This is a genomic window from Trueperella sp. HMSC08B05, assembly GCF_001808405.1.
Lineage (GTDB): Bacteria > Actinomycetota > Actinomycetes > Actinomycetales > Actinomycetaceae > Trueperella > Trueperella bernardiae.
In genome coordinates, this window is record NZ_KV793231.1 from 190,652 (window position 1) to 214,857 (window position 24,206).

Genomic DNA, 24,206 nt, shown 5'->3' on the forward strand with positions numbered 1-24,206 from the left:
ACGGGGAAAAACCGCCGTGATTCAAGCGGACTTGCGGGCCTAAATGCCGAATTGACCACAGCGTCAGTGGGCCGCGTCGCGCCAGTTGCGCCCCACCCCCACGCTCACCGACAGCGGCACCGAGAGCTCCGCCGCCTTCGCCATCTCCTCGCGCACGATCTGCTCCACCTGCTCGGCCTCGGAGGCCTTGACCTCGAGCACGAGTTCGTCATGTACCTGGAGCAAGACGCGCGAGGCCAGGCCCGCGCTTGCGAGCGCCTCGTGGACGGCGACCATCGCGAACTTGATGATGTCCGCCGCCGACCCCTGGATGGGGGCGTTCAGTGCCATGCGTTCGGCCGCCTCGCGCACCTGCCGGTTAGGGTTGTCCAGCCCCGGCAGGTAACGACGCCGCCCCCAGATCGTGGACGTGTAGCCGTCCTTGCGCGCCTGGGAGACGACGGCGGTGAGGTACTGGCGCACCTTGCCAAATCGGGCGTCGTAATCCTTCATGAGCGCCTCGGCCTCTGGCACGGTGATGTGGAGCTGCTGGGAGAGCCCGTAGGAGGACAGGCCGTAGGCGAGCCCGTAGCTCATCGCCTTGATCTTCGAGCGCTGCTCGCCCGTGACCGACTCCTGCGGCACGCCGAACACGCGCGAGGCCACGAAGCTGTGCAGGTCCGTGCCCTGGCGGAAGGCGTCGATGAGGTCCGCGTCCCCCGACAGGTGCGCCATGAGGCGCATCTCGATCTGGGAATAATCGGCCGTCATCACGTAGTCATAGCCCTCACCCGGCACGAAGACGCCGCGGATCTGGCGGCCCTCCTCCGTGCGGGCGTGGATGTTCTGCAAGTTCGGATCCGTGGAGGACAGTCGGCCGGTGGCCGCCACGGTCTGTTGGTAGGTGGTGTGGATCCGGCCCGACATCACAGAGCGCTGCAGGCCCTCCACCGATTGGCGCAGCTTGAGCGCATCCCGGTGCTCGAGCAGGCCGGCCAGGAACTCCTGGGCGGACAGCGCCACGTCATCCTCCCGGTGGGCGATCTTCGCCAGGAGCTCAGCCAGCGCGTCCGCGTTCGTGGTATAGCCAGACTTCGTCTTCTTCGTCACCGGCAGCTTCATGCGCTCAAAGAGCACCTCTTGCAGTTGCTTGGGGCTGGAGAGGTTGACCGAGTCATCGCCGATGGCCTCATGCGCCTTGCGGGCTGCGTCCTCCACGCGCGTGTTGAAGGCGTGGTAGAGCGATTCAAGCAGGTCCTCATCCACCGCTATGCCCACGCTCTCCATCTCGAACAACACCTTGGCCACCGACAGCTCCAGCGCCATGAGCGCGCCCTCCGGATCTGCCTTACGCAGGTCCTGATCGAAGGCGTCGCGCAGATCGAGCAGCACGCCCGCGCGCTGGGCCGTGGCTGAGTGGACAATCGCGCCATCCGCACCGATACCCAGCGTGTCATCTTCAGCCGCGGCGATATCCACGGCCAGGTAACGCTGGGCGAGGTCGGTCAAGTCATACGCACGCTGGTCCGGGTGGAGCAGGTAGGCGCCGATCTCCGTATCCCCGACAACGCCGGCCAGGCTCACCCCCACGCCCTTCCACGCGTGGGCCAGGCCCTTCGTGCCGTGCCCCACCTTGGGCTGATCCGCGTCCTCAAGGAAGGCCACGAGCGCCTCCTCGTCCGCCGCGTCGAGCCCGGCCCGGTCCCCGTAGTACACGTGGTGATCGGCAGAGGCCACCGCGTAGCCTGCCACATCGCCCCGCATGGGGCGCCGGTCCCCGTCAATCTCAATACCCCACGGGCCCTCGTGCCCGGCCAAAAACTCTTCAAACGGCACGCTGCCCGCCGCGACCAGCGTGGCCTCCACCGCAGGCTCGGACGCCACCGCTTCCTCCCCGCCGCGCATCGGCAGCTCGCGCAACACCCGCTCGCGCAGGCGCGTGAAGTCAAGCGTGTCGAACAGTTCGTGCATCTCCTCGCGAGCAACGCCCACCGGGCGCAACTCGTCAAAGTCCTCCACAATCGGCAGGTCCCGCACCAGGGTGTTGAGCGCGCGGTTACGGCGCACCATCTCCACGTTCTCCCGCAGGTTCGCCCCCGTCTTGCCACCGATCTCATCGGCGTGCTCGAGCAGGTTCTCCAGGCCCCCGTAGTGGTTGAGCCACTTCGCCGCAGTCTTCGCACCCCACAGCGGCACGCCCGGGATGTTATCGGCTCCCTCCCCCACCAGCGCCGCCAGATCCGAATACAGCTCCGGCTTCACGCCCGCCTTCGCCTCGATCCCCGCCGGATCGAGCACCGCCATCTGCGAGCGTGGCATCGGGTAGACCAGCGTGATCGCGTCATCCACCAGCTGGTACGTATCCTTATCACCGGAGGAGATAAAGACCTTCATCCCCCGCTCTTCGCCGCGCGTGGCCAGGGTTGCCACGATGTCATCGGCCTCGAAGTCCTCCACCGTCAGCCACGCCACGCCCAGCACGTCCAGCACCTGCTGGATCACCGAGATCTGGCCCTTGAACTCCTGCGGGGTCTCGGCACGCCCGCCCTTGTACTCCGCGTACTGGCGCGTGCGGAACGTACCGCCCGGCAGGTCAAAAGCCACCGCCACGTGCGTGGGCTGGTAGTCACCAACCAGCTTGAGCAAGGTGGAAGTAAAGCCGTGCACGGCGTTCGTGTACTGGCCCTGCGCCGTCAAAAAGGAATCGGCGGGCAGCGCGAAGAACGAGCGGAATGCCAGCGAGTGGCCATCGAGCAGAAGCAGAGTTTCTTGATTCACGCCACCAGCCTATCGCGGACCACCGACAAACATGACGGTTCACCCTGCGCGCCCTTGCTACGCTGGCACCATGACCACACTCGACAAGACCCTCGCCATCACAGTCGAGGCCCACACAGCCGATATCTGCACCGTCTCCATGCCCACCGCCCACGCTCACCAGCCCTACGGCGTCGTGCACGGGGGCATCAACGGGGTGCTGGTCGAGCACGCTGGATCACTCCTCGCGCTCACGAACGCCCCCGAAGGCAAGATCGCGGTGGGCACCGAGCTGTCCGTCTCGCACGTGGCGCCCAACGCCACCGCCCTGGTGCGTGCCACGGCGCGCGTCCTCAAAGTAACGCGCTCGTCCGTCATCACCTCGGTGATCGTCTCGGACGAGCGCGGGGAGATGACCGCCGCCGGGCGGCTCACTTGCGTGTTTATCAGCGCCTAGGCTACTTCTGGCCCACCTGCTCGACGACGGCGTCCGCAACCTCGCGCATGGTCAGGCGCCGATCCATCGACGTCTTCTGGATCCACCTAAACGCCTCCGGCTCCGTCAGGCCCATCTTCTCCTGGAGCAGGCCCTTGGCCTGGTCCACGCGCTTGCGGGTCTCAAACTTATCCGTCAGCGAGGACACCTCGCTCTCCAGCGAGGCGATCTCCTGCGAACGCGAGAGCGCGATCTCGACCGCCGGGATGAGGTGTTCCGGGGTGAAGGGCTTGACCACGTAGGCCATCGCACCCGCGTCGCGCGCCCGCTCCACAAGCTCGCGCTGGGAGAATGCCGTGAGCATGACGATCGCAATCTGCTGCTCGGACAGGATCTTCTCCGCCGCAGTCAGTCCGTCCATGCCGGGCATCTTCACGTCCATGACGATGAGGTCCGGGTTGTACTCGGCTGCTAGCTCAACAGCCTCATCCCCCGAGGCACCCTCGGCCACCACCGTGTAGCCGGCATCCTGCAGGGTCTCTACAATGTCCAGGCGAATGAGGGTCTCATCTTCAACCACGAGCACCCGCACAGTTGCAGGATCCGTGTCCGCCTCAATCTTCTCCACCCGGCGCCCGGCTACTTCCTCATTCACGACTTCCTCCGATCTCTTCCCGCTCGCCGCGGCTCACACCAATCTTACAAAGTGGCAGGCGACGGCGCGTGCATTTACCCTAAGTGCTCCCGGCGGGACTCGAACCCGCATGCCTTTCGGCGCTGCATTTTGAGGGCAGTGTGTCTGCCAATTCCACCACAGGAGCGTGCGACCTCACCTTACAGCAAGGCCGCTTCATCCCCGCAAAATGCGGAGATTCGTCACATCGCCGAGGCGAAGGTCTCCCCCATCTTGTGCACCCGGATTGTGTTCGTGGAGCCCACCTTGCCGGCGGGCATGCCCGACACGACGACGACCCGGTCCCCGTCCACCGCGTAGCCGCGGTCGCGCAGGGCGTGGTCGACCTGCTCGATCATGTGGTCGGTGTCCTCCACCTCGGGCACGATGATCGTCTGGGTTCCCCACGTGAGCGCCAGCTGCTGGCGGATGTCATTGTTCGGGGTGAAGACCAGCAGCGGGATGCGGGCGCGCAGGCGGGCCATGCGCCGCGCTGTCTGGCCCGAAGAGGTAAATACCGCCAGGTACTTCACGCCAAGCGCCTCGCCGATGTCCATCGCCGATCGGGTGATGACGCCGTTGCGGGTGCGGTGAAGGTTGCCGATCGTGGGGATCGACTCCAGCCCGTGCTCTTCGGTGTACTGGATGATGGAGGCCATCGTCTGCACGCACACAATCGGGTACTTGCCCACCGAGGTCTCGCCCGAGAGCATGACCGCGTCCGCGCCGTCGAGGATCGCGTTCGCGCAGTCCGAGGTCTCGGCGCGCGTGGGCGTGGGGGCGGTGATCATCGACTCGAGCACCTGGGTGGCCACGATCACCGGCTTGGCGTTGCGGCGCGCAATGTTGATGGCGCGCTTTTGCACGATCGGCACCTGCTGGAGCGGGAGCTCCACGCCCAGGTCGCCACGAGCGACCATGATGCCGTCAAACGCGGTGACGATCTCCTCTAGAGCGGTGACCGCCTGCGGCTTTTCGATCTTCGCAATGACCGGGATGCGGCGGCCGACCATGTCCATGACCTGGTGGACGTCCTTCACGTCCTCCGCCGAGCGCACGAAGGACAGCGCGCAGATGTCCGCGCCGTAATTCAGCGCCCACTCCAGGTCCACCTTGTCCTTCTCCGACAACGCGGGGACGGACACGGCCACACCGGGGAGGTTGACGCCCTTGTTGTTCGACACGGTTCCGCCGATAACCACCTCGGTGGTGACCTCCGGGCCATCCACCGACACGACTCGCACCTGGACTTTGCCGTCGTCGATCAGAATGAGATCGCCCGGGCTGCAGTCACCCGGCAGGCCCTTGAACGTGGTGGAGACCAGGTCCTTATCACCCGGCACGTCCTCCGTGGTGATCGTGAAAATATCGCCCTGCTCGAGGAGGACGGGGCCCGATTCGAACGTGCCGAGGCGGATCTTCGGACCCTGCAGGTCAACGAGGATCGCAACAGCCGCCCCGAGTTCGTCCGCCGCCTCGCGCACCATGTCGATTCGCTGCTCGTGCTCGGCGTGCGTGCCGTGAGAGGCGTTAATGCGGGCGACGTTCATGCCCGCCTTGACGAGTTCGACTATTCGCTCTTTGGTGTCGGTGGCTGGACCTAACGTACAAACAATTTTTGCTCTGCGCATGGCCTCCATCCTACCCGATTAAGCTCGCCTTCGAAGAGCCGAGGCTAGTCGTGTTCGGCGGGCGAGGTGGATGCGGGTCCGACGACGCCGTCCGCCCCGGTCTCCTCGGACGCGGGCTCGCTGCCTTCCGCCTCCTCGCCGGCGGACTCCACCTGTTCGGGCGCGCGGCCGGGCAAATGGATATCGCCCAGCTCGGGCCGGGTACGGTGGAGCTTGGTGAGCACGAGGAAGCCAAGGATGGCGGCCGCGAGCACGATGAGCGACGTCCACACGTTCAGCCGCAGGCCCGCAACGATCTGAGCCGTGTCGATCCGCATGTTCTCGATCCACATCCGGCCGAGCACGTAGAGGATGACATACATGAGGGTGGTCTGCCCGCCCTTGAAGCGGAACTTCTTCTCCAGGGCGATAAGGATCCCCGCCATCGCCACGCACCAAATCGCCTCGTAGAGGAAGGTGGGATGGAAGAGCGTTCCCGAGGTGTAGCCGGCGGGCAGGTGGGCGTCGTCGATACGCAGGCCCCACGGCAACTCGGTGGGCCCACCGAAGAGCTCCTGGTTGAAATAGTTGCCGAACCGGCCAATCGCCTGGGCGATGAGCACGCCAGGGGCCACGGCGTCGGCGAACGGAGCAAAGCGCAGGCCGCGCCGATGGAGCGCGATGAAGCCGCCGATCGCACCCGCGGCGATGCCACCCCAGATGCCGAGCCCGCCCTCCCAGACGCGCAGGGCCTTGAGCAGGTCGCCGTTAGGGCCGAAGTACGGATCGGGGGTGGTGATGACGTGGTAGATGCGCGCGCCCACGATGCCAAAGAGCACCATCCACACGGCCACGTCGATCGAGACCTCCTCCGGGCCGCCCCAGCGCACATAGCGCCGGTCGGCCAGTTTCCAGGCGACGATAATGCCCGTGAGGATGGCGAGGGCGTAGAAGTGGATGGTCAGCGGCCCGAGCGGGATCGCGCTGATGGACGGTGAGGGGATGGCAGTCAGCACTAGCGGCTCCTGGGAGTGTGGGCTCCGGCGGCGATGTCCGCCGTGATGGCCGAGACGGCGCGCAGGCTCGCCGCGCGGTCGCCGTCGTTATCGATGAGGGCACGGATGATAGCCGAGCCGACGATGACGCCGTCGGCGAACTGGGCCACCTCCACGGCCTGGTCGTGGGTGGAGACCCCGATACCGACGCAGACGTTCTTCGCGCCCGCGGCACGCGTGCGCGCGACCAGCGACTCCGTGTCGGAGGACAGGGTTGCGCGCGGGCCCGTGACGCCCATGCGCGAGGCAGCGTAGACGAAACCGCGCGCGGCTTCGGCGTTGACCCGCAGCCGTTGGTCGGTGCACGAGGGTGCCACGAGGAAGATGCGCTCGAGGTCGTATTTATCGGAGGCCTCGATCCACTCCCCGCACTCCTCGACGATGATGTCGGGGATGATCATGCCGGCGCCGCCGGCGTTGGCCAGGTCGCGCGCGAAGTTGTCCACGCCGTAGTGGAAGACGGGGTTGTAGTAGGACATGACGACGGCCGCCGCGCCCGCGTCCGCCACGGTCTCGACCATCTTGAACACATCCGCGCGCTTGAGGCCGCGCTCGAGCGCCTTCGTACCCGACTCCTGGATGATCGGCCCGTCCATCGTGGGATCGGAGTATGGGAAGCCGACCTCGATGATGTCAGCGCCGGCGTCGACAACGGCGCGCGCGACGTCGAGCGAAAAATCCACGTCTGGGTATCCCGCCGACAGGTAGGCCACGAACGCGGCGTGGCCAGCCTCGCGCGCCTGCTCAATCTTTTGTGCCGAGTACATCATTCGTTCTCCTTGGCCAGGTCAAAGTACGTCATCGCCGTTTCCATGTCCTTATCCCCGCGCCCCGAGAGCGAGACGGCGATCGTGATCTTCTCACCCTTCTCGGCCGCCTCCTTGCCGAGCTTCATCGCAACCGCGAGCCCGTGGGCGGATTCGATGGCGGGGATGATGCCCTCGGTGCGGGCCAGACCACGGAAGGCATCCATCGCCTCGGCGTCGTTGATGGGCCAGTACTCGGCGCGGCCGGTCTGGGCGAGCCAGGCGTGTTCGGGGCCCACCCCTGGGTAGTCAAGGCCCGCCGAGATCGAGGTGGAATCGATCGTCTGCCCGTCCTCATCCTGAAGCACGTACGTCTTCGAGCCGTGCAGCACGCCTACGTCGCCCTGCGTGATGGAGGCCGCGTGGCGCCCGGTCGCCATGCCCTCGCCCCCGGCCTCGCCGCCGATAATGCGGACCGTGGGGTCGTCAAGAAAGGCGTTGAACATGCCAATCGCGTTTGACCCGCCGCCGATGCAGGCGACGACGGCGTCCGGCAGCTCACCCGTGAGCTCCAGGATCTGGGCGCGGGCCTCCTCGCCGATGATCTTCTGCAGGTCGCGCACGAGCGTGGGGAACGGGTGCGGGCCGGCGGCGGTTCCGAAGATGTAGTTGGTCGAATCGATGTTCGTCACCCAGTCACGGAAGGCCTCGTTGATCGCATCTCGGAGAGTGCGCGAGCCGTTGTCGACAGCCACGACCTTCGCCCCCAACAGTTCCATGCGGGCCACGTTGAGGGACTGGCGGCGGGCGTCCTTGGCCCCCATGTAAATCGTGCACTCGAGGTCGAGCAGCGCGGCCGCAGTCGCGGTGGCCACCCCGTGCTGGCCGGCGCCCGTCTCCGCGATCACGCGCTTCTTGCCAAGCGCGCGGGTGAGGAGGGCCTGGCCGAGCACGTTGTTAATCTTGTGGCTACCCGTGTGGTTCAAGTCCTCGCGCTTCAAGATAATGCGCGCGCCGCCGCAGTATTGGGCACCGAAGCGCGGGGCCTCGGTGATGATTGACGGCCTGCCCGAGTAGGTGCGGTGCAGGTGGTCGAGCTCGGCGATAAAGTCCGGGTCCACCTTGAGGGCGAGCCAGGCCTGCTCGAGCTCGGTCAGCGCCTTCACCAGCGCCTCGGGGATGTAACGGCCCCCGAATTCGTCAAAGTAGGGTCCCTGTACCTCAGCTAGTCGCATTGTTCACCTCTTAAATCGAAAAAAGAGAGGGGTGCTGGCCGGCGGCCACCATGTCCCGTACCGTCCGCAGCGGGTGCCCGTTGGTCACGAGTACCTCGCCCATCAACACCGCGTCGGCGCCCGAGCGGGCGTAGTTCAGCATGTCCTGAGCGGAGGCCACCCCGGATTCGGCCACGCGGATCACCGAATCGGGCACCACGTCGACCACCTCGTCGAACGTTCGCATGTTGACCTCGAGCGTCTTCAAGTTCCGGGCGTTGATGCCGATCACCTGCGCCCCGGCGTCGAGCGCGCGCAGGGCCTCGGTGCGGCTATGGGCCTCGACGAGCGCCGTCATGCCCAGGGAGTGCACGCGCTCGATGAGCGAGGTCAGCACCGTGTCCTCGAGGGCCGCGACGATGATGAGCGCCAGGTCGGCCCCGTGCGCGCGGGCCTCCCACACCTGGTAGGGCGTGACAATGAAGTCTTTGCGCAGCACCGGGATCTCCACCCGGGCTCGCACGGCGTCCAGATCCGCGAGCGTCCCGTTGAATCGCCGTTCCTCGGTCAGCACCGAGATCACGGCCGCGCCGCCCTCCTCGTACAGGCCGGCAAGATAGGCCGGGTCCGGGATGTCGGCCAGTTCTCCCTTTGACGGCGACTTGCGTTTGACCTCCGCGATGACCTGCACGGAGCGGTGATCGTGGGGCTTGAGGGCAGAGATGGCGTTGCGCGCGCTTGGCATCTTCGCCGCGCGCTCCTTCAGCTCGTCCAGGCTGACGGCGGCCTCGCGCCTGGCGAGGTCGATGCGCACGCCAGCAATGATGTCATCGAGCACTGTCATGGTTCGTCCTTCCCCTTGACTTCACTCTACCGGCGCTCACGCCGTGTACGAAAAGGGAGTCTCACAGCCCCTCGATGTGGTCGGGGATGGCAACCGGCAGCTCTCCCCCGGCCAGGAAGCACGTGCGCTCCCCCGTGTGGCAGGCTGCACCACGCTGGTGCACGCGCACCAGCAGCGTGTCGCCGTCGCAATCCACAGCCACCGATTTGACCAGCTGGATCGCGCCCGACGTGTCGCCCTTACGCCAGTATTCCTGGCGGGAGCGCGACCAAAACCAGACCCGCCCGGTGATGAGCGTGCGCTCGAGGGCCAGGTCGTTCATGTAGCCGAGCATGAGGACCTCGCCCGTGGCCTCTTCCTGGATGATGGCCGGGACCAGGCCCTGACCGTCGAACTTCACGCGTTCGATCACAGGCGCACCTCGATGCCTGCGGCGTACAGGGCCTCCTTGACCTCGCGGACGGTGAGCGCGCCGAAGTGGAAGACGGATGCGGCCAGGACGGCGTCGGCGCCCGCCTGCGCGGCCTCTACGAAGTGCTGCGCGGTTCCCGCCCCGCCCGAGGCGATGAGCGGGACGGCGACAGCGGCGCGCACCTTCTCAATCAGCTCCAGGTCGAAACCGTCGGTGGTGCCGTCCGCGTCCATCGAGTTGAGCAGGATCTCCCCCGCGCCGAGCTCGGCCGTGCGCATGGCCCACTCCACGGCGTCCACCCCGGCGCTGCGCGTGCCACCGTGCGTGGTGACCTCGAAGCCGGAGGGCATGCCGGCGGCCCGCCGCGCGTCGACCGACAAGGTGATGACCTGGTTGCCGAACTGGCTGGCGACCTCTGTCAGCAGCTCGGGGCGGGCGAGCGCGGCGGTGTTGATCCCCACCTTGTCCGCGCCGGCCTCGAGCAGCGCGCGCACGTCCTCCACGGACCGGACGCCCCCGCCTACCGTCAGCGGCACGAACACGTCGGCGGCCGTCTTCTTCACGACGTCGATCATGGTCCCACGCTCTTCGACCGACGCCGAGACATCGAGGAAGGTGACCTCGTCGGCGCCCATCTGGCTGTACCGGCTCGCGAGCTCCACCGGGTCCCCGGCGTCCTTCAGGTTTTCAAAATTCACGCCCTTGACCACTCGCCCGTGCGAGACGTCCAGGCACGGAATGACCCTGATTGCAACCCCCATGCCACTCCTTTCGTTGCCGTCTATCGTAACGCGATTTAGGATGTGAGCCGTGAACGACCACCCAGCGAACACCGCCGCCCGCGCCTGCATTGTGGCCGAACAGATCGGGCCAGGGCGGTGCCTGGTAGGCATCGACGGGCGCTCCGGCTCGGGCAAAACCACCCTCGCCCGCGCGCTCGCGGTCCTTCTCGAGCGGCGCGTCGAAATCATCGAAGTTGAGCTCTTCATCGGCGGCTGGGACGCACTCACCTCCGACATCGGGCGCGTAGCCGAGCTCGCCCGGGACCTCCGCCGCGGCCACGCTACCGCCCGGGCATGGGACTGGCACGAGGGCCGCTGGGGACGAAACGTGTGGATCCCGCAGACCGGCGAGGCCGACGTCGTGATCATCACCGGATGCGGCGCCACGTCCGCGCCCGTACGCGAGCACCTCGACCTCACCGTCTGGATTGAGGCCCCCGAAGCCGTGCGCCGGGAACGTGTGCGCGCTCGCGACCCCTACGACTGGTCAGCGCACTGGGACACCTGGGCGCGCCAGGAGGAGGCCCTACTCGCGCAGTTCCCCTCGAACGCGCGCAACGACCTCATTCTGCGGTGATCATTCATCCGTAATCTTGGCCAGCACGTCGATGACGATCGCCACGTCCGCGTCCCCCTGCGCCATCTCCGCCGGGATTCCCAGCGCCAGGCGCGAGCCCACCCGGGCGTCCTTGAGCCCGTCCCGAAGGCCGTCGAAGACATCGTCGACGGGCATGACCACCGGGCGCGGCGCGTCCCACGTGTTTTCAATGACGGCGCCGTCGACCGAGATCAGCAGGTAGTTGACGACGACCGTGTCGCCGGCCTCCACCTGCTCCCCGCCACCCCGGATGATCGCCGCAGAGGTCAGCGCGCTCACCTCGCCTCCGCCAGCGACGACGACGGGACGGCCGGCCTCGTCCGTGCTGACGCCGGGCAGGCCTCCGCCCGCCTGGAGGTCGCCCGGTTCGCCGGGCAGGACGGTGGGAAGGATGTCGATAACCGAGATGACGCCCGCCCGCGGGGTCTCGGGCTCGATGAGCACGATGCGGCTGCCCTCGGCTTCGCCGATCACGTAGCCGGCATAGTAGCCCAGCGACTCCGAGCCGGTCGCGCCCGTGTAATAGCGCGAACCGGTCTCCGTGGTCAGCCCATCCTCGCGCAGGTAGAACGTGCTCACCCGGGCAAGAACCTGGCCGCCCTCCTCGATCGTGCGACCCGTGCCAGCGATGTCGACACTCGAGAAGGCGTCCGCCAGCCCCTCATCCGTTGAAAAACTCGCGTTGCCGTTCACGATCACCGCCACCGAGGCGCCGAACGAGCCGGCCACCTCCACCGAGATCGGTTCGCGCGCCAACGCGATCCGGTACTGGGCGCTGGCAACGGCGAAGCCCATCGTGAGTCCCAGAATGACGCCGAAGATCGCCAGCCCGACGCGCTGCCACCTACTCACCGATGATCTCCATCAGCTCCTCAACCTCGGCGCTCACCGGGTTGAACGGGTCCTTGAGAAGGACCTGGTGGGCGCCCGCGTCCTCGAGCAGGCGGATGTTCATCCAGTCGACCATGTAATCGCGCCGGTGCTCCATGGCGAGCGCCACGAAGTCCCCACGCACCTTCGCCCGGGTCGTCTGCGGTGGGATACCCATCGCCTGGGCGATCGTGTCGTCAGAGATAAGCTTCTTCAGCCCGCCGCTGGCCTCGAGCTTGTGGCGCAGGCCGGCGCCCGTGATGTCGTGCCAGGCCAGGTCGAGGCGCTGCACCCGCGCGTCGTCAAGGCCGGTGCCCAGGCGCTCGGCCAGGCGGCCCAACAGCTTGCGCTTGGCAATCCAGTCGATCTCGGTGGAAAGCGAGTCGTGGTCGCCGCGCTCGAGGGCGTCGAGCGTGCGGCCCCACAGGTCAAAGACGTAGGCGCGCAGCGGATCGAGGCCCATCCAGCCGTTGGCCTCGAAGTGGGCGCGCACGAGGTCATGGACCTCGCGCTGGATGTCGATCGCGCGCATCGTGGTGCCGTCGGCCAGCTTGAGCACCGCCCCGCACGTCGTGTCCGCCGAGACCTCGCGGATCGCCCGCACCGGGTCAGCCAGGGCACGGTTCGGTAGGCGCAGCCCGTCCTCCACCGCGTCCAACACGGCCTCCGTGGCGCCCATCTTGAGCGCGGCCGTGGCATCGCACATGTTCGAGTCCCCCACAATCACGTGCATGCGCCGGTAAAGCTCTGCGTCCCCGTGGGGTTCGTCGCGGGTATTGACCATCGGCCGGGAGCGGGTGGTGGCCGCCGAGACGGCGTCGTTCATCTTGTCCGCCCGCTGGGAGATACGGTAGCTGGCGCCCTCCGGGCCCACGTGCAGGTAGCCGGCACCCACCATGATCTGGCGCGTGACGAAGTACGGAATGAGGCCGTCGATGCGCTGGCGAAAGTCGCGCCGGCGGCGCACCAAGTAGTTCTCGTGGCAGCCGAAGGAGTTGCCGTAGGAATCGAGGTTGTTCTTGAACAGGTGCATCCGCCCGCCCGAAAGCTTGACCTCCGCCTCGGCCGCCATCTGCGCGTACAGGGCGTCGCCCGCGCGGTCATTGGCCAGCAGATCGGCCAGCTGATCGCACTCGGCGGTGGCGTACTCTGGATGGGCCCCGACGTCGAGGTAAAGCCTGGCGCCGTTGGGTAAAAACGCGTTCGTGGAACGCGCTTTGTGGAGCAGCGGCTCAAAAAGGTGGTGTGCCGTCTCCTCCGGGTCGAGCAGTTGCTCGCCCGTGGTGGTGGAGGCATACAGGAGGCCGTACTCGGTCTCGATGCCCATGATCCGGCGAGGTTTCACTGACCACCCTTTTGCACGAAGCCCTGCACGAAGCCCGTGGCGTTCTCCTCGAGGATCGAATCGATGTCGTCGAGCAGGTCGTCGACGTCGAAGTCGACCGCCGGCACGTTCACCTGCGGCAGCTCCTGGGCCTCTTCCTCCTCGCGGCGGCGAGGCTGCATAAATTCTTGTTCAGACATAGTTTCCTTTCCGGATCAATTCTAGGGCGAGCGCGCCGCTCAGGCCGTGGTCAGCCTCACGAGGAAATCCTCGACCGAGACTGCGCCCTCGAGGATCTCCCCCACGAGCTCGCGCGTGGCACGCTCGGGGTGCATGAGCGGGATGCGCACCAGCGAATCGTAGCCGGGTACGTCCAACGTCACCCCGTCCCAGCCGGCGGCCGCCACCCGCTCCGGGAAGCGGCGGATGAGCCCGCCGCGCAGGTAGGCGCGCGTGGACTCGGGCGCGTGGCGCACCGCCCACATCACCTGCTCCGGGCCGAAGAGCCGCTCGATGCGCCCTGCCTGGTCGAGCCGGTTGACGATCGAGCGCTCCGGGCGCAGGTCGTGCCACTGCAGGTCGAAGGCGCGCAGCTTGTCGTTATCCCACGAGCCGCCAGTGCGCTGGCGCATCGAATCGAGCATCTGGTACTTGGCCACCCACTCCACCTTGCCCGAGGCGGCAAAAATGTCGGTGCGCAGCAGGTCGAGCACCTCCTGCCAGGTGGCCAGGATCTCGCGGGTGTCGAAGTCCACCTCACAGCGCCCCTCGAGAGCCGTGCGCACGGCGTCGAGGTAAATCTGCTGGATATCGATGGCCGTGCGCTGGGAGCCGTCCTGCATGTCAATGAGGCGGGTGAGGCTCGGGTCGTGTGAGACCTCCCACGTAGCGCGCACCGGCTCTAGCAGCATCATCGCATCCATGCCGAGCGGCAACGCCTCCTGCTCGAGCATCCAAAGCACAAGCGAAGTGGTGCCCACCTTGAGCAGGTTCGACACGTCGAACTGGTTCGCGTCCCCGCCGATCACGTGCAGGCGCCGGTAGCGGGCCGCTTCCGCGTGCGGCTCGTCGCGCGTGTTGATGATGGGGCGGTTGAAGGTGGTCTCCAGCCCCACATCGTTTTCCACGTAGTCCGCGCGCTGGGAGATCTGAAAGCCCGGCTGCTGCGACTTTTGCCCTAGACCCAGCCGTCCAGCCCCGCACAGGATCGGCCGGGTGACGAAGAACGGCGTCATGTAGCGGATGATGTCGGTGAAGTCGAGGGAGCGGTCCACCGTGTAGTTTTCGTGCGTGCCATAAGCCGCGCCCTTGCCGTCCACGTTATTCTTATAGATGACGACGTGGCGGCCGGCCTCGGCCAGCAGGTCCATCGCCTCCGCCGCGATGTAGTCCCCCGCCCGGTCCCACAAGATCGCTTCGCGCGGGTTCGTCACCTCCGGCGCCGAGTATTCAGGGTGAGCGTGGTCCACATAGAGGCGCGCGCCGTTGGTCAGCACCGCGTTGGCCGCGTGCGGCAGGGCGAGCTCGGCCTCCGATGGGCGCGCCACCCGCTCCAACGCGTCGCCCGACGGGGCGGGTGCGGCCGGATCGTCGGTCAGGAGCGACGGGTGGGCCGCGGCCCGGTCGAGCCGGTAGCCTCGGGCGTCGTTGAGCGGGTCCTCCCCGTGATAGTCCCAGCGGATCGCGCCCGCCCCGCCCGAGGCGCTGCCGCGCCCGCCGTAAGCGTCCACTACCTCGGTGGACAACACGATGGGGTTCGCCCGCGGATTGCCCGCGTCCGTGATCCCAAACTCTGTCTCGAGCCCGATCCCTCGCCTCACGCTCATATCAGTCCCTTCCTCACGACACCGTCCCATTCCGTTACCGGCCGCTCGGGCGCCGGGGCCTGGTCACTTTCGACCTTCCTGGTAACCAGCGATTTGACGAACGTGACCCGCTTGCCCGAACCGCGTCCGTGGATGCGGGCCCACTCATCGGGGCTGGTCATCTGGGTCAGGTCCTCGTTCTCGCGCATCTCCTCGGCCAGCGCGGTGAGCATGTGGGAGGTGCGGATCCCGCGCTCGCGGGAGGCCAGCAGGTCCTTGATCGCCAGCTTCTTTGCCCGGTCCACGATCGCGGCCAGCATCGCGCCCGAGACGAAGTCGGACACGTAGAGCACCTCGCTCGAGCCGTCCGCGTAGGAGACCTCCACGAACTCGTTATCCGAGTCCCGGGTGAAGAGGCGCTCGACCGTGGCGCGGGCCATCGCGCGGACCGCCGCCGCGGCGTCGCCGTGGGCCTCGATCTCCGCGGGGTGGATCGGTAGGTCGGGCGTGAGGTACTTCAAGATGATGTCCCACGCGCCGTGCTGGTTCGGCCGCTCGATGCGGATCTTGATGTCGAGGCGCCCGGGGCGCAGGATCGCGGGGTCAATCATGTCCTCGCGGTTCGAGGCGCCAATGACGATGACGTTGTCCAGCTGCTCGACGCCGTCGATCTCGGCCAGCAGCTGCGGGACCACGGTCGTCTCCACGTCTGAGGAAATGCCCGAGCCGCGCGTGCGGAACAGCGCCTCCATCTCGTCGAAAAAGATGACGACGGGGATTCCCGACGCCGCCCTGTCACGCGCCCGGGAGAAAATCTCGCGGATCTGGCGCTCGGTTTCGCCCACGTACTTATCCAGCAGCTGGGGGCCCTTAATGTTGAGGAAGTAGGAGCGGGACTTTGCCTGTCCGTCGCGCCGGGAGATCTTCTCCGCCAGCGAAGTGGCCACGGCCCGCGCGATGAGGGTCTTGCCCGTGCCGGGCGGGCCGTAGAGCAATACACCCTTGGGTGGCTTGAGACCGTGCTCCCGGTAGAGCTCGGGCTGCTCGAAGGGCAGTTCCACCGAGTCCTTGATCTGCACGATCTGCGCGTCCAGGCCGCCGATGTCCTCGTAGGACACGTTCGGCACTTCCTCGAGCAGGAGGTGTTCGACATCGGGGCGCTCCACGTGCTCGAGGATGAAGCCCGAGCGCAGGTCCGCCAGTACCGTGTCACCAACCTGAACCCCCTGGTCCTGGAGGCGGCCGGAGATCCGGAGCACCCGCTCGTCGTCGGCATGGACCTGCACGAGCACGCGCGAGGCGTCAATCACCAGCTTGACCGTGACGATCTCACCCGTCCGCTCATACGTGGTAGCGCCGACGACGACGAGCGCCTCGTTAAGCAACAGCTCCTGACCTGGCCGGATGCGGCCGAGCTCGACCAGGGTGGAGGCGGACAGGATCATCTTGCGGCCGTTGACGAGCGCGGTGACCTCGTGGCGCTCATGGTTGGCGCCGAGGAACGTGGCGGTGGAGCCCGGCGGCTGGGAAAGCTTTTCTACCTGCTCGGACAGCTCCTGGATCCGCTTGCGCGACTTTTGTAGTGCGCCGGCAAGCCGGTCGTTCTTTTCCTCGAGCGAGGCGATCGCGGTCTGCAGCCCGAAGATTTCTCCCTGGTCGCTCACTTGTCTTCCTCCCGCTGGCGGTTGCGCTCGGCCGCCTCCTCATCCAACTCGCGGCGCATCTTCACACTATTGTCCCCCGCTTCCGAGTATCCGGAAACTTCCACGTCCGCGCGGTGCGCCACATCGCGGCGGACCTTGCGTAGCTTCTTTTCCGAGATCGCGCGCTGGGGCAGGTCGGCCGGGTCCCAGTTCTCCCACTCGGGCAGGTCCGGGCGGGCGGCCGGGGCCGGGCGCCTCGTGGGCACGAGCGGGGACGAACCACGGGCGATCCTGCGGGCGATCACGAGGAAGCCGGTGTGCCCGACCATCGAATGGTTCGGGCGCACCGCCAGCCCATCCAGGTGCCAGCTACGTAGCATGGTCTCGAACGCGTCCGGCTCGGTGAAGTACTGGCTGTCGCGCAACTTTTCGACAAAGCGGGACAGCTGGGTCGTCGTGGTGACGTAACCGACGACGACGCCGCCCGAGCGCAACGCCCGAGCCGCGGGCTTGATGACCTCCCAGGGGGCGAGCATGTCGAGCACCACGTGGTCGAGGGATTCTTCGGCCATCTCTTCCAGCGCGGCGGCGGCCTCCCCCACGAGCAGCTCCCAGGGCGGAACGGCAGGCCCGTACCAGGATTCGACGTTGGCCTGGGCGATCTGGGCGAACTCGTAGCGGCGCTCGCAGGAGGTAAGGTGGCCCTCCGGGCCGATCGCGGCGAGGAGGGACAGCGACAGGGCACCCGATCCGACCCCGGCCTCGAAGACGCGGGCACCCGGGAAGAGGTCGCCCTGCTGGATAATCTGGCCGGCGTCCTTGGGGTAGACCGGGGTGGCGCCGCGTGGCATGGAGAGCACGTAGTCGGCCACCAGCGGGCGCAGGGCCTGGAGCACGTGGCCGGTCTCGGTCTCGAAGACCGTTCCCTCAGGTTTGCCGATGAGCTCCCGGTGGCGGAAATTGCCGCGCTGGGACTGGAAGTAGCCGTCGTGGGTGAGGAGCGTGGTGTACTTGCGGCCCTTGGTGTCTGTGAGCTGGACGCGCTCGCCAGCGCGGAACGGGCCGCGGCGGCGGTCGGCGCCGAGCGGATGTGGATAGGTACTCATTGGATTCATCTTACGGAAAATTGTCGGAGGCAGTCGCTACGGTTAGGAGCATGAAACGTCACGCTGCCATTTCGCCCTCACGGGCCAACGATTTTAAGTCCTGCCCACTCAAATTTCGCTTCCGGGTGATCGATAAGCTGCCAGAGCCCCCGTCGGTGGAAGCGCTGCGCGGCACGCTCATCCACGCCGTGCTCGAGCACCTGTACGATTCGCCTGCGCTCGAGCGCACGCCCGAACGCGCCCAAGAGCTCCTCGATCCGATGTGGGCCACGCACCTGGAGAAGGAGCCACAGGCGCGGGAGCTGTTCGATTCAGAGCAGGCGCTGGAGGAATGGCTCGGAAGCGCCCGGCCGCTGATCGCGAACTACTTCAAGCTGGAAAACCCCGTCTTCCTCGAACCCTTCGCACGCGAGGAGTTCGTGAACGCCACCCTGCCCTCGGGCCTGGCGATCCGTGGGATCATTGACCGGATCGATCGGGCCCCGAACGGGCAGATCCGCGTGGTGGATTACAAGACGGGCAAGTCACCCTCCCCGCGATTCCAGGGCGAGGCGATCTTCCAGATGAGGTTCTATTCGGCCGCGCTCTACTTCGCGGAGGGCACGCTGCCTACCCGCACCCAGCTCATCTACCTCAAGGACGGGCGCGTGCTCACCTACGATCCAGTGCCGGCGGACGTGGACGCGTTGGCCATGGAGGTCGATGCGCTGTGGTCCGGCATCCGCGCCCGGCTGGAGGACGGCTTCGAGGCGAAGAAGGGCCCGCTGTGCAACTGGTGTCACTTCCAAAGCATCTGCCCGGCCTTCGGCAACCAGGCACCGGAGATGAGCGAGGCCGGGGCGAAGGACCTGCTGACGGCCGAGGTGGGCTGAGCGGGCTGTAAGCCGGGTCGCGGCGTCGTGAAGGGCTCGAGGGTGGCGGTTTAGGGCATGACGGCGCGGAGGAAGGCCTCGTCCACGTCTGCGAGTGAGTCGATGAGGATCGCTCCGTCCACGCCGGAGATGTCCACCTTGAGCGGCACGCCCACGGTCACGCACCCGGCGGCGAGCGCGGAGGTCAGCCCGTGCACGGAGTCCTCGAAGGCGAGCGTGCGCTCGGCGGGCACGCCCAGGCGCTCGATGCCCATGAGGTAGGGCTCCGGGTCAGGCTTGCCGATGAGGGTCTGGTCGCCAGTCACGGCCACCTCGAGCGTGCCGGCCGGGGCCTGCTCCAAGGCGAGCTGGGCGAAGGCCATGTGGGAGGCGGTCACCAGCGCGCTCGGAATCCCTAGGCGGGCCACCAACTCAAGTATCTCGTAGGCGCCCGGACGCCAGGGCATCCCCTGCTCGCGCCCAATCGCGGCGACTCGCTCGGTCAGCATCCACCCCAGCTCGGCCGGCTCGATGTCGATCTCGAGCATGGTGGCAAGGTGGGTGGCGGCGTCGATGAGGTTGAGCCCGATGATGTCCATCTCGTCCCCGGCGCGCCAGGGCCGACCCAGCTCGCCTAGCACCTCGGTTTCCGCCTGGAACCATAGTTTTTCGGTGTCGGTCAGGGTCCCATCCATGTCGAACAGGATCCCCCATGGCAAAGACATGACGCTCCTTACGCGCTCATCATTCCCTGGCCGAGCAGGAAGACCAGCAGGCCGGCCAGCAGGAGTCGGTAAATGACGAATGGCAGGTAGTTCTTGGTCTCCACCAGCTTGAGGAAGCCCACAATCACGGCGTACCCCACCACGAACGCCATCGCGGTGGCCACGAACGTGGGCATCGCGCCGGCCTGGGGGCCGGTGCCGTCGTCGGTAAAGAGCCGGTAGAAGCCCGAGCCGAGCACGGCCGGGACGGCTAGGAAGAAGGAGATGCGGGCGGCGGCCACGCGCGTGTAGCCGAGCGCGAGGCCCACCGTAATCGTGCCGCCGGAGCGCGACACGCCCGGCACCAGGGCCATCGCCTGGGCGAAGCCGAGCGTAATGCCGTCGCGCAGGCTCATCTGCTCCAGGCTCAGGCGGCGCTTGCCGTAGCGGTCGGCGAGGGCGAGCAAGATTGCGAACACGGCGAGCATGAGCGCCGTGATGTAGAGGTTCCTGAACGTCGTGTCGATCCAGGTCTCTAAGAGCAGGCCGAGCATGACGATCGGGATCGAGCCGAGGATGACGATCCAGCCCATGCGGGCGTCGGGATCGGTGGAGGGCGTGCGCTTCCACGGGCCGGGCAGCGAGGTGACCCAGCGCTCGATGATCCGCCAGATGTCCTTCCGGAAATACAGGAGGACCGCCACCTCGGTGCCGATCTGGGTGACGGCCGTGAAGGTGACGCCCGGGTCTCCTAGCGAGGGGAACAGCTCGCCCACGATGCGCAGGTGCGCCGAGGAGGAGATCGGCAGGAACTCGGTGAGCCCTTGAACAATTCCTAATATGATGGCTTCGAAAATACCCACGCGCCCAAGCCTAAACCAGTTGCGGCGCGATCGTACGTTAGGCTCAGGGATATGAAGCACACGTTTTTGGGCGGCAGTGGCCTGCGTATGGGCAGCCTCGGGCTCGGCACCCTCACCTGGGGGCGCGACACGGACGTCGAGGACGCCACCAAGATGGTCACGGCTCTGCTCAACCACGGCGGCACCACGATTGACGTCTCCCCCGTCTACGGCGACGGCCTGGCCCAGCAGGTGCTCGGCTCGATCTTCTCCGGCGGCGTGGACCGCTCAGAGGTAGTCATCATCGCCCATGCAGGAGAGTTTTATCACGACGACGGGGTGCGGTTTAACGGCGGACACGCGGCCCTGACCGCCTCGCTCAACGCCACGCTGACCGAGCTCGGCACCACGTACGTGGACGTGTTGCAGGTGGCGGCGCCCGACCCGCGCGTCGGAATCGAGGAGCAGCTGGAGAGCCTGGCGCAGATCGTGCGAAGCGGGGCCGCGCGCCACATTGGCCTGGCCAACCATCCGGCGTGGCGGGTGGCCCGTGCCGCGCAGTACCTGGCTGACCTTCACCTGCCGCGGCTCGCCGCGATCGGGGCCGAGTATTCAGTGCTGCACCGCCAGCCGGGCGGAGACCTGACGGCAGTCGCGCGTGAGTTCGACCTGGGGATTATCGCCCAGGCGCCGCTTGCCGGCGGGGTGCTGACCGGGAAGTATCGCCACACGATTCCTGCGACATCGCGGGCGGCCACCGAGCACCTGTCCGCGACCGTGGATCCCTACCTCACCGACAAGCCTCGCCGCATCGTCGAGGCCGTGACCAAAGCCGCCGACGGCCTGGGGCGCACACCGGCCGACGTCTCTCTCGCCTGGCTCCTCGATCAGCCGCAGGTGACGACAGCGCTCATCGGCGCGCGCACGCACGCCCAGTTTGACCAGGTCCTGTCCCTGCCGATCGAGCCGCTACCCGGGCCGGTCGCGCAGGCGATCTCCGAGATTTAGAGGTTGAACTCCTCCAGGTCGTCCTCGTCGAAGTCCTCGTCATCATCGAAGTCGTCGAAGTGATCGTCGTCGTCGAAATCGTCATCATCTAGCTCGTCGTCGAGATCGTCATCGTCGTCGTCCGACTCGTCGAAATCGTCGTCGTGATCGTCGTAGTCGTACGTATCGAGCGGGGTCTCCACGCCGTACTGGGTGTAGAGGGCGTCGTCGTAGACCGTGTAGGCGTCCGCAAGCGCATCGGCCGCCGCCACGACGGAAGGATCCTCTGGATCGCGCGCCGAGATCGCCGCCGCGTTGAACTCCTGAAGTGCAAAGATCAGCCGATCAAATGCCGCTTGTGTTTCGTTAGCCATACCTGAAAGCCTAGCTCACACCGGCGATTTTCTGTACCGCAAACTCCTTAGAGCCGGTCGATGAACTCGCGCAACACCTCGGCGCCGAAGGCGAGGGAGTCGACCGGCACGCGCTCGTCCACCCCATGGAACATCGCCGGGAAGTCGAAGCCCTCTGGCAGGCGCACGGGCGAGAACCCGTAACCCTCGATGCCAAGCGAGCCGAGCGCCTTGTTATCCGTGCCTGCCGAGAGCAGGTAGGGAAGCACGTGCGCGCCCGGGTCCTTGGCCAGCACCGCGGCCGTCATCGCCTCCACGAACGAGCCCTCGGTGGTGGACTCATACCCGTCCATGGACGACAGCCAGCCCACCTCGATGCCCTCGGTCAGCTCCTCGATGCGGCGTGCCACCTCTCTCTCGGTGCCAGGGATGGCCCGCACGTCGGCCGTCGCCTCCGCGCTGCCCGGCACCACGTTCTGCATGTAACCGCCGTTGAACGAGGTGAGGTTGCAGCCCGTGCGCAGCGTGGCGCCCACGTAGGCCTTCGCCGGCCCGAGCGCGTTCACCAGCGCGTTGATGCTCGCCTCGTCGTCGGGGTCGAAGGGCAGGCCGGAGATCTCGGAGGTGCCTTGGAGCAGTTTCGTGACCGTGTCGGTGAGCGTGAGCGGCCAGGGCTCGGAGTCGAGCGCCACGAGCGCGCGGGAGAGCTTGGCAATCGCGTTGTCGTTGTTGATCTGGGAGCCGTGGCCCGCCTTGCCCTCGGCGCGGAAGGTGTACCAGGTCAGCGCCTTCTCCCCCGTCTGTAGCAGGTAGACACGCTCGCCGTTGACGTACGTGTTGTAACCGCCGACCTCCGAGATCGCGTGCGTGGCGCCCTCGAACAGCTCGGGGTGGTGCTCCACTAGCCAGCGGCAGCCCTGGTGGCCGCCCGCCTCCTCGTCGGCGAACATGCCGATAATGAGGTCGCGCGGAGGGACGTAGCCGGTGCGGGCGATCTCGCGCACCACGGCCAGGATCATTGCGTCCATGTTCTTCATGTCCACCGCGCCGCGACCCCACAGGAAGCCGTCTTTCACGACGCCGCCGAACGGGTCCACCGACCAGTCCCTCGCCACCGCTGGCACAACGTCAGTGTGCCCATGGATGACGACGGCGCCCCGGCGCTCGCCCGTGACAGGATCAACCTCGACCTCACGCTTCTTGCCCGGGATGCGCACCACCACCGACGGCCGGCCAGGCGTCGGCCCGAGGTACTCCGGCTCGAGGCCGACCTCGCCCAGCAGGTCCATGACGTAGTCGGCCGCCGGCTTCTCGATCACGTCCCGGCCGTCATTGGACGTGTCGAAACGGATGAGGGTCTGGGCAATCTCGAGGGTTTCGGAGTAGGCGTTCACTGGGGGTCCTTCACGGTCTTTTGTTCCGGGTCGTAGGCCTGGGCGTGCTGTTCCTCGGCGGCGGCAATCCCGTCGAGCTCGCGGGCGTCCGGATCGAGCGGGTGGCCCGCCTCCATCTCCGCGATCATGAAGTCCACGATCGCCTCCCGCGCTCGCTCGAAGTGGGAGCCTGCGCGCAGCATGCGCTGGTAGGGCGCGCCAAGTTCGTGCACGCGGCTCACCATCTGCAGCTCCTCGAGGCAGCCCAGGTCCCGCGCGATCGGGGTGAGTTCCTCGACCATCCGCGCCAGCGTGGTCCCCACCAGCTCCTCGTTGCCCTCCTCATCAAGGATAAGGATCGCGTCCATGCCATAGCGGGCGGCCCGCCACTTGTTCTCCACCACGAACCAGGAGGGTAGGGCGGGAAGCGCGCGGCCGGCGTCGTACTCGCGCGAAAAGTACTCAACCAGGCACTGCGACAGCGCGGCGACCATTCCCACCTCGGACAGATTCGTGGCCGCGTCCGCCACGCGGAACTCGAGCGTGCCGAACTTGGGCGAGGGCCGCACGTCCCAGCGCACCTCGTCGAAATTGGAGATCACGCCCGTCTTGACCATGCCCGCGTAGTAGCCCTCGAGGTCGGCCCAGTTCGTGAACTGGTGCGACACGCCGGCGGTGGGCAGCTGCTGGAAGACCATCGCCCGGTTGTCCGCATAGCCGGTGTTCTTCCCGCTCCAGAACGGGGACGACGCCGTGAGGGCCTGGATGTGGGCGGAGCGGGTGAGCACGGCGCGTAGGATCGGCAGCACCTTGGCGCGGTCCTCGATGCCCACGTGCACGTGGGTGCCGAACAGCAACATCTGCCGCCCCCAGTACCGGGTGCGGTTAACGAGCTCGGCGTAGCGCTCGCTGTCCGTCACGCGCTGGTAGACCGGGTTGGCGAACGGGTGGGTACCCGAGGAAGCGAGCGTGATGCGCATCGGCTCCAGCACCGGCTCGAGGATATCGAGGCATTGACGCAGGTCCGCCACGCATTCGCCCACGCGCTCGTGCGGGCGCGAGACCAGCTCGATCGTGTTGAGCAACATCTCCCCGTGGATCATCGAGGTATCCGCATCGAGCCGGCACACCTCGGCGAGTACTGTGTCGGCCGCCTGGCGCAGGTCGTTCGAATCACGGTCGATGAGCTGGAGCTCCCACTCGATGCCCACGGTCGAGCGGGGCGAGGACGCAAATTCCATG

Annotated in this window: 24 protein-coding genes and 1 tRNA gene; 4 read left to right on the top strand and 21 right to left on the bottom strand. The window is 66.9% G+C overall.

From position 1 onward, the window contains the following. Positions 1–63: 63 nt before the first annotated feature. Positions 64–2,757, bottom strand: a complete 2,694-nt coding sequence (gene polA, locus HMPREF3167_RS02055; protein WP_062612548.1) for a DNA polymerase I — start codon at positions 2,755–2,757, stop codon at positions 64–66. Positions 2,758–2,827: 70 nt separating this feature from the next. On the opposite strand from polA, the gene HMPREF3167_RS02060 reads away from it, so the two are divergent. After that, positions 2,828–3,193 (top strand): PaaI family thioesterase, encoded by a 366-nt coding sequence (locus HMPREF3167_RS02060; RefSeq protein ID WP_062612551.1) that lies wholly within the window; start codon positions 2,828–2,830, stop codon positions 3,191–3,193. A gap of 1 nt (position 3,194) precedes the next feature. On the opposite strand, the gene HMPREF3167_RS02065 is transcribed toward HMPREF3167_RS02060, so the two are convergent. The 9 genes from HMPREF3167_RS02065 to hisF form a co-directional block, all read right to left on the bottom strand. Then, positions 3,195–3,791, bottom strand: coding sequence for an ANTAR domain-containing response regulator (locus tag HMPREF3167_RS02065; RefSeq protein WP_068538511.1), 597 nt, complete (start codon positions 3,789–3,791; stop codon positions 3,195–3,197). 120 nt (positions 3,792–3,911) lie between these two features. Further along, positions 3,912–3,993, bottom strand: a tRNA-Leu gene (locus tag HMPREF3167_RS02070). A 55-nt stretch (positions 3,994–4,048) separates the two neighbouring features. Then, positions 4,049–5,476, bottom strand: a complete 1,428-nt coding sequence (gene pyk, locus HMPREF3167_RS02075; protein WP_062612553.1) for a pyruvate kinase — start codon at positions 5,474–5,476, stop codon at positions 4,049–4,051. Between the two features lie 44 nt (positions 5,477–5,520). Continuing rightward, a complete protein-coding gene (lgt, locus tag HMPREF3167_RS02080; RefSeq protein WP_062612555.1) occupies positions 5,521–6,471 on the bottom strand; it encodes a prolipoprotein diacylglyceryl transferase in 951 nt (316 codons plus the stop codon). Further along, positions 6,471–7,280: a tryptophan synthase subunit alpha gene (gene trpA / locus HMPREF3167_RS02085; RefSeq protein WP_062612557.1), complete on the bottom strand. Its 810-nt coding sequence runs from the start codon at positions 7,278–7,280 to the stop codon at positions 6,471–6,473. Before trpA ends, lgt begins: the two co-directional genes overlap by 1 nt. Next, positions 7,277–8,491 carry a tryptophan synthase subunit beta gene (gene trpB, locus HMPREF3167_RS02090; protein ID WP_062612559.1) on the bottom strand — a complete coding sequence of 405 codons (1,215 nt, stop codon included), beginning with the start codon at positions 8,489–8,491 and terminating at the stop codon, positions 7,277–7,279. The genes trpA and trpB overlap by 4 nt, the downstream gene beginning before the upstream one ends. 10 nt (positions 8,492–8,501) lie before the next feature. Next, the gene (trpC, locus tag HMPREF3167_RS02095; protein ID WP_070445195.1) at positions 8,502–9,314 is read right to left on the bottom strand and encodes an indole-3-glycerol phosphate synthase TrpC; all 813 of its coding nucleotides are present in this window, start codon (positions 9,312–9,314) and stop codon (positions 8,502–8,504) included. Between the two features lie 61 nt (positions 9,315–9,375). Continuing rightward, positions 9,376–9,726, bottom strand: a complete 351-nt coding sequence (gene hisI, locus HMPREF3167_RS02100) for a phosphoribosyl-AMP cyclohydrolase (protein WP_062612565.1) — start codon at positions 9,724–9,726, stop codon at positions 9,376–9,378. Next, a complete protein-coding gene (gene hisF / locus HMPREF3167_RS02105) occupies positions 9,723–10,487 on the bottom strand; it encodes an imidazole glycerol phosphate synthase subunit HisF (protein ID WP_070445196.1) in 765 nt (254 codons plus the stop codon). The genes hisI and hisF overlap by 4 nt, the downstream gene beginning before the upstream one ends. A 49-nt stretch (positions 10,488–10,536) precedes the next feature. On the opposite strand from hisF, the gene HMPREF3167_RS02110 reads away from it, so the two are divergent. Next, the gene (locus tag HMPREF3167_RS02110) at positions 10,537–11,085 is read left to right on the top strand and encodes an AAA family ATPase (RefSeq protein ID WP_062612569.1); all 549 of its coding nucleotides are present in this window, start codon (positions 10,537–10,539) and stop codon (positions 11,083–11,085) included. Here the strand turns inward: HMPREF3167_RS02110 and HMPREF3167_RS02115 are convergent, their stop codons facing one another. Genes HMPREF3167_RS02115 through HMPREF3167_RS02140 form a run of 6 tightly spaced genes read right to left on the bottom strand, consistent with a single transcriptional unit; the run spans position 11,086 to position 17,854 of the window. After that, entirely contained in the window at positions 11,086–11,958 is an 873-nt protein-coding gene (locus HMPREF3167_RS02115) for an FKBP-type peptidyl-prolyl cis-trans isomerase (protein ID WP_070445199.1), read from the bottom strand. It abuts the gene before it with no gap. Beyond that, entirely contained in the window at positions 11,951–13,321 is a 1,371-nt protein-coding gene (gene pafA, locus HMPREF3167_RS02120) for a Pup--protein ligase (protein ID WP_236698633.1), read from the bottom strand. Before pafA ends, HMPREF3167_RS02115 begins: the two co-directional genes overlap by 8 nt. Beyond that, positions 13,318–13,500: a ubiquitin-like protein Pup gene (locus HMPREF3167_RS02125; RefSeq protein WP_070445201.1), complete on the bottom strand. Its 183-nt coding sequence runs from the start codon at positions 13,498–13,500 to the stop codon at positions 13,318–13,320. The genes pafA and HMPREF3167_RS02125 overlap by 4 nt, the downstream gene beginning before the upstream one ends. Before the next feature lie 39 nt (positions 13,501–13,539). Next, positions 13,540–15,126 (bottom strand): depupylase/deamidase Dop, encoded by a 1,587-nt coding sequence (dop, locus tag HMPREF3167_RS02130; protein ID WP_062612575.1) that lies wholly within the window; start codon positions 15,124–15,126, stop codon positions 13,540–13,542. Beyond that, on the bottom strand, positions 15,123–16,769 hold the full coding sequence (arc, locus tag HMPREF3167_RS02135; RefSeq protein ID WP_070445205.1) for a proteasome ATPase: 1,647 nt from the start codon (positions 16,767–16,769) through the stop codon (positions 15,123–15,125). Before arc ends, dop begins: the two co-directional genes overlap by 4 nt. Continuing rightward, on the bottom strand, positions 16,766–17,854 hold the full coding sequence (locus HMPREF3167_RS02140) for a tRNA (adenine-N1)-methyltransferase (RefSeq protein ID WP_062612578.1): 1,089 nt from the start codon (positions 17,852–17,854) through the stop codon (positions 16,766–16,768). Before HMPREF3167_RS02140 ends, arc begins: the two co-directional genes overlap by 4 nt. 50 nt (positions 17,855–17,904) lie before the next feature. Between HMPREF3167_RS02140 and HMPREF3167_RS02145 the strand changes: the two genes are divergently transcribed. Next, positions 17,905–18,726: a RecB family exonuclease gene (locus tag HMPREF3167_RS02145; protein WP_068538282.1), complete on the top strand. Its 822-nt coding sequence runs from the start codon at positions 17,905–17,907 to the stop codon at positions 18,724–18,726. Between the two features lie 50 nt (positions 18,727–18,776). Here the strand turns inward: HMPREF3167_RS02145 and HMPREF3167_RS02150 are convergent, their stop codons facing one another. Together HMPREF3167_RS02150 and HMPREF3167_RS02155 are read right to left on the bottom strand one after the other, a co-directional pair. Next, entirely contained in the window at positions 18,777–19,430 is a 654-nt protein-coding gene (locus HMPREF3167_RS02150; protein ID WP_062612583.1) for an HAD family hydrolase, read from the bottom strand. Positions 19,431–19,438: 8 nt separating this feature from the next. Then, a complete protein-coding gene (locus HMPREF3167_RS02155) occupies positions 19,439–20,272 on the bottom strand; it encodes an undecaprenyl-diphosphate phosphatase (RefSeq protein ID WP_070445208.1) in 834 nt (277 codons plus the stop codon). A gap of 51 nt (positions 20,273–20,323) precedes the next feature. On the opposite strand from HMPREF3167_RS02155, the gene HMPREF3167_RS02160 reads away from it, so the two are divergent. After that, positions 20,324–21,259 (top strand): aldo/keto reductase, encoded by a 936-nt coding sequence (locus tag HMPREF3167_RS02160; protein WP_070445211.1) that lies wholly within the window; start codon positions 20,324–20,326, stop codon positions 21,257–21,259. Here HMPREF3167_RS02160 and HMPREF3167_RS09770 read toward each other — a convergent pair. Genes HMPREF3167_RS09770 through HMPREF3167_RS02175 form a run of 3 tightly spaced genes read right to left on the bottom strand, consistent with a single transcriptional unit; the run spans position 21,256 to position 24,205 of the window. Then, positions 21,256–21,612, bottom strand: coding sequence for a hypothetical protein (locus tag HMPREF3167_RS09770; RefSeq protein ID WP_062612589.1), 357 nt, complete (start codon positions 21,610–21,612; stop codon positions 21,256–21,258). The two genes, HMPREF3167_RS02160 and HMPREF3167_RS09770, sit on opposite strands and share 4 nt — an antisense overlap. A 47-nt stretch (positions 21,613–21,659) precedes the next feature. Next, positions 21,660–22,985, bottom strand: a complete 1,326-nt coding sequence (locus HMPREF3167_RS02170) for a M20/M25/M40 family metallo-hydrolase (RefSeq protein ID WP_062612590.1) — start codon at positions 22,983–22,985, stop codon at positions 21,660–21,662. Then, the gene (locus tag HMPREF3167_RS02175) at positions 22,982–24,205 is read right to left on the bottom strand and encodes a glutamate--cysteine ligase (RefSeq protein WP_068538275.1); all 1,224 of its coding nucleotides are present in this window, start codon (positions 24,203–24,205) and stop codon (positions 22,982–22,984) included. Before HMPREF3167_RS02175 ends, HMPREF3167_RS02170 begins: the two co-directional genes overlap by 4 nt. Position 24,206: the final 1 nt, after the last annotated feature.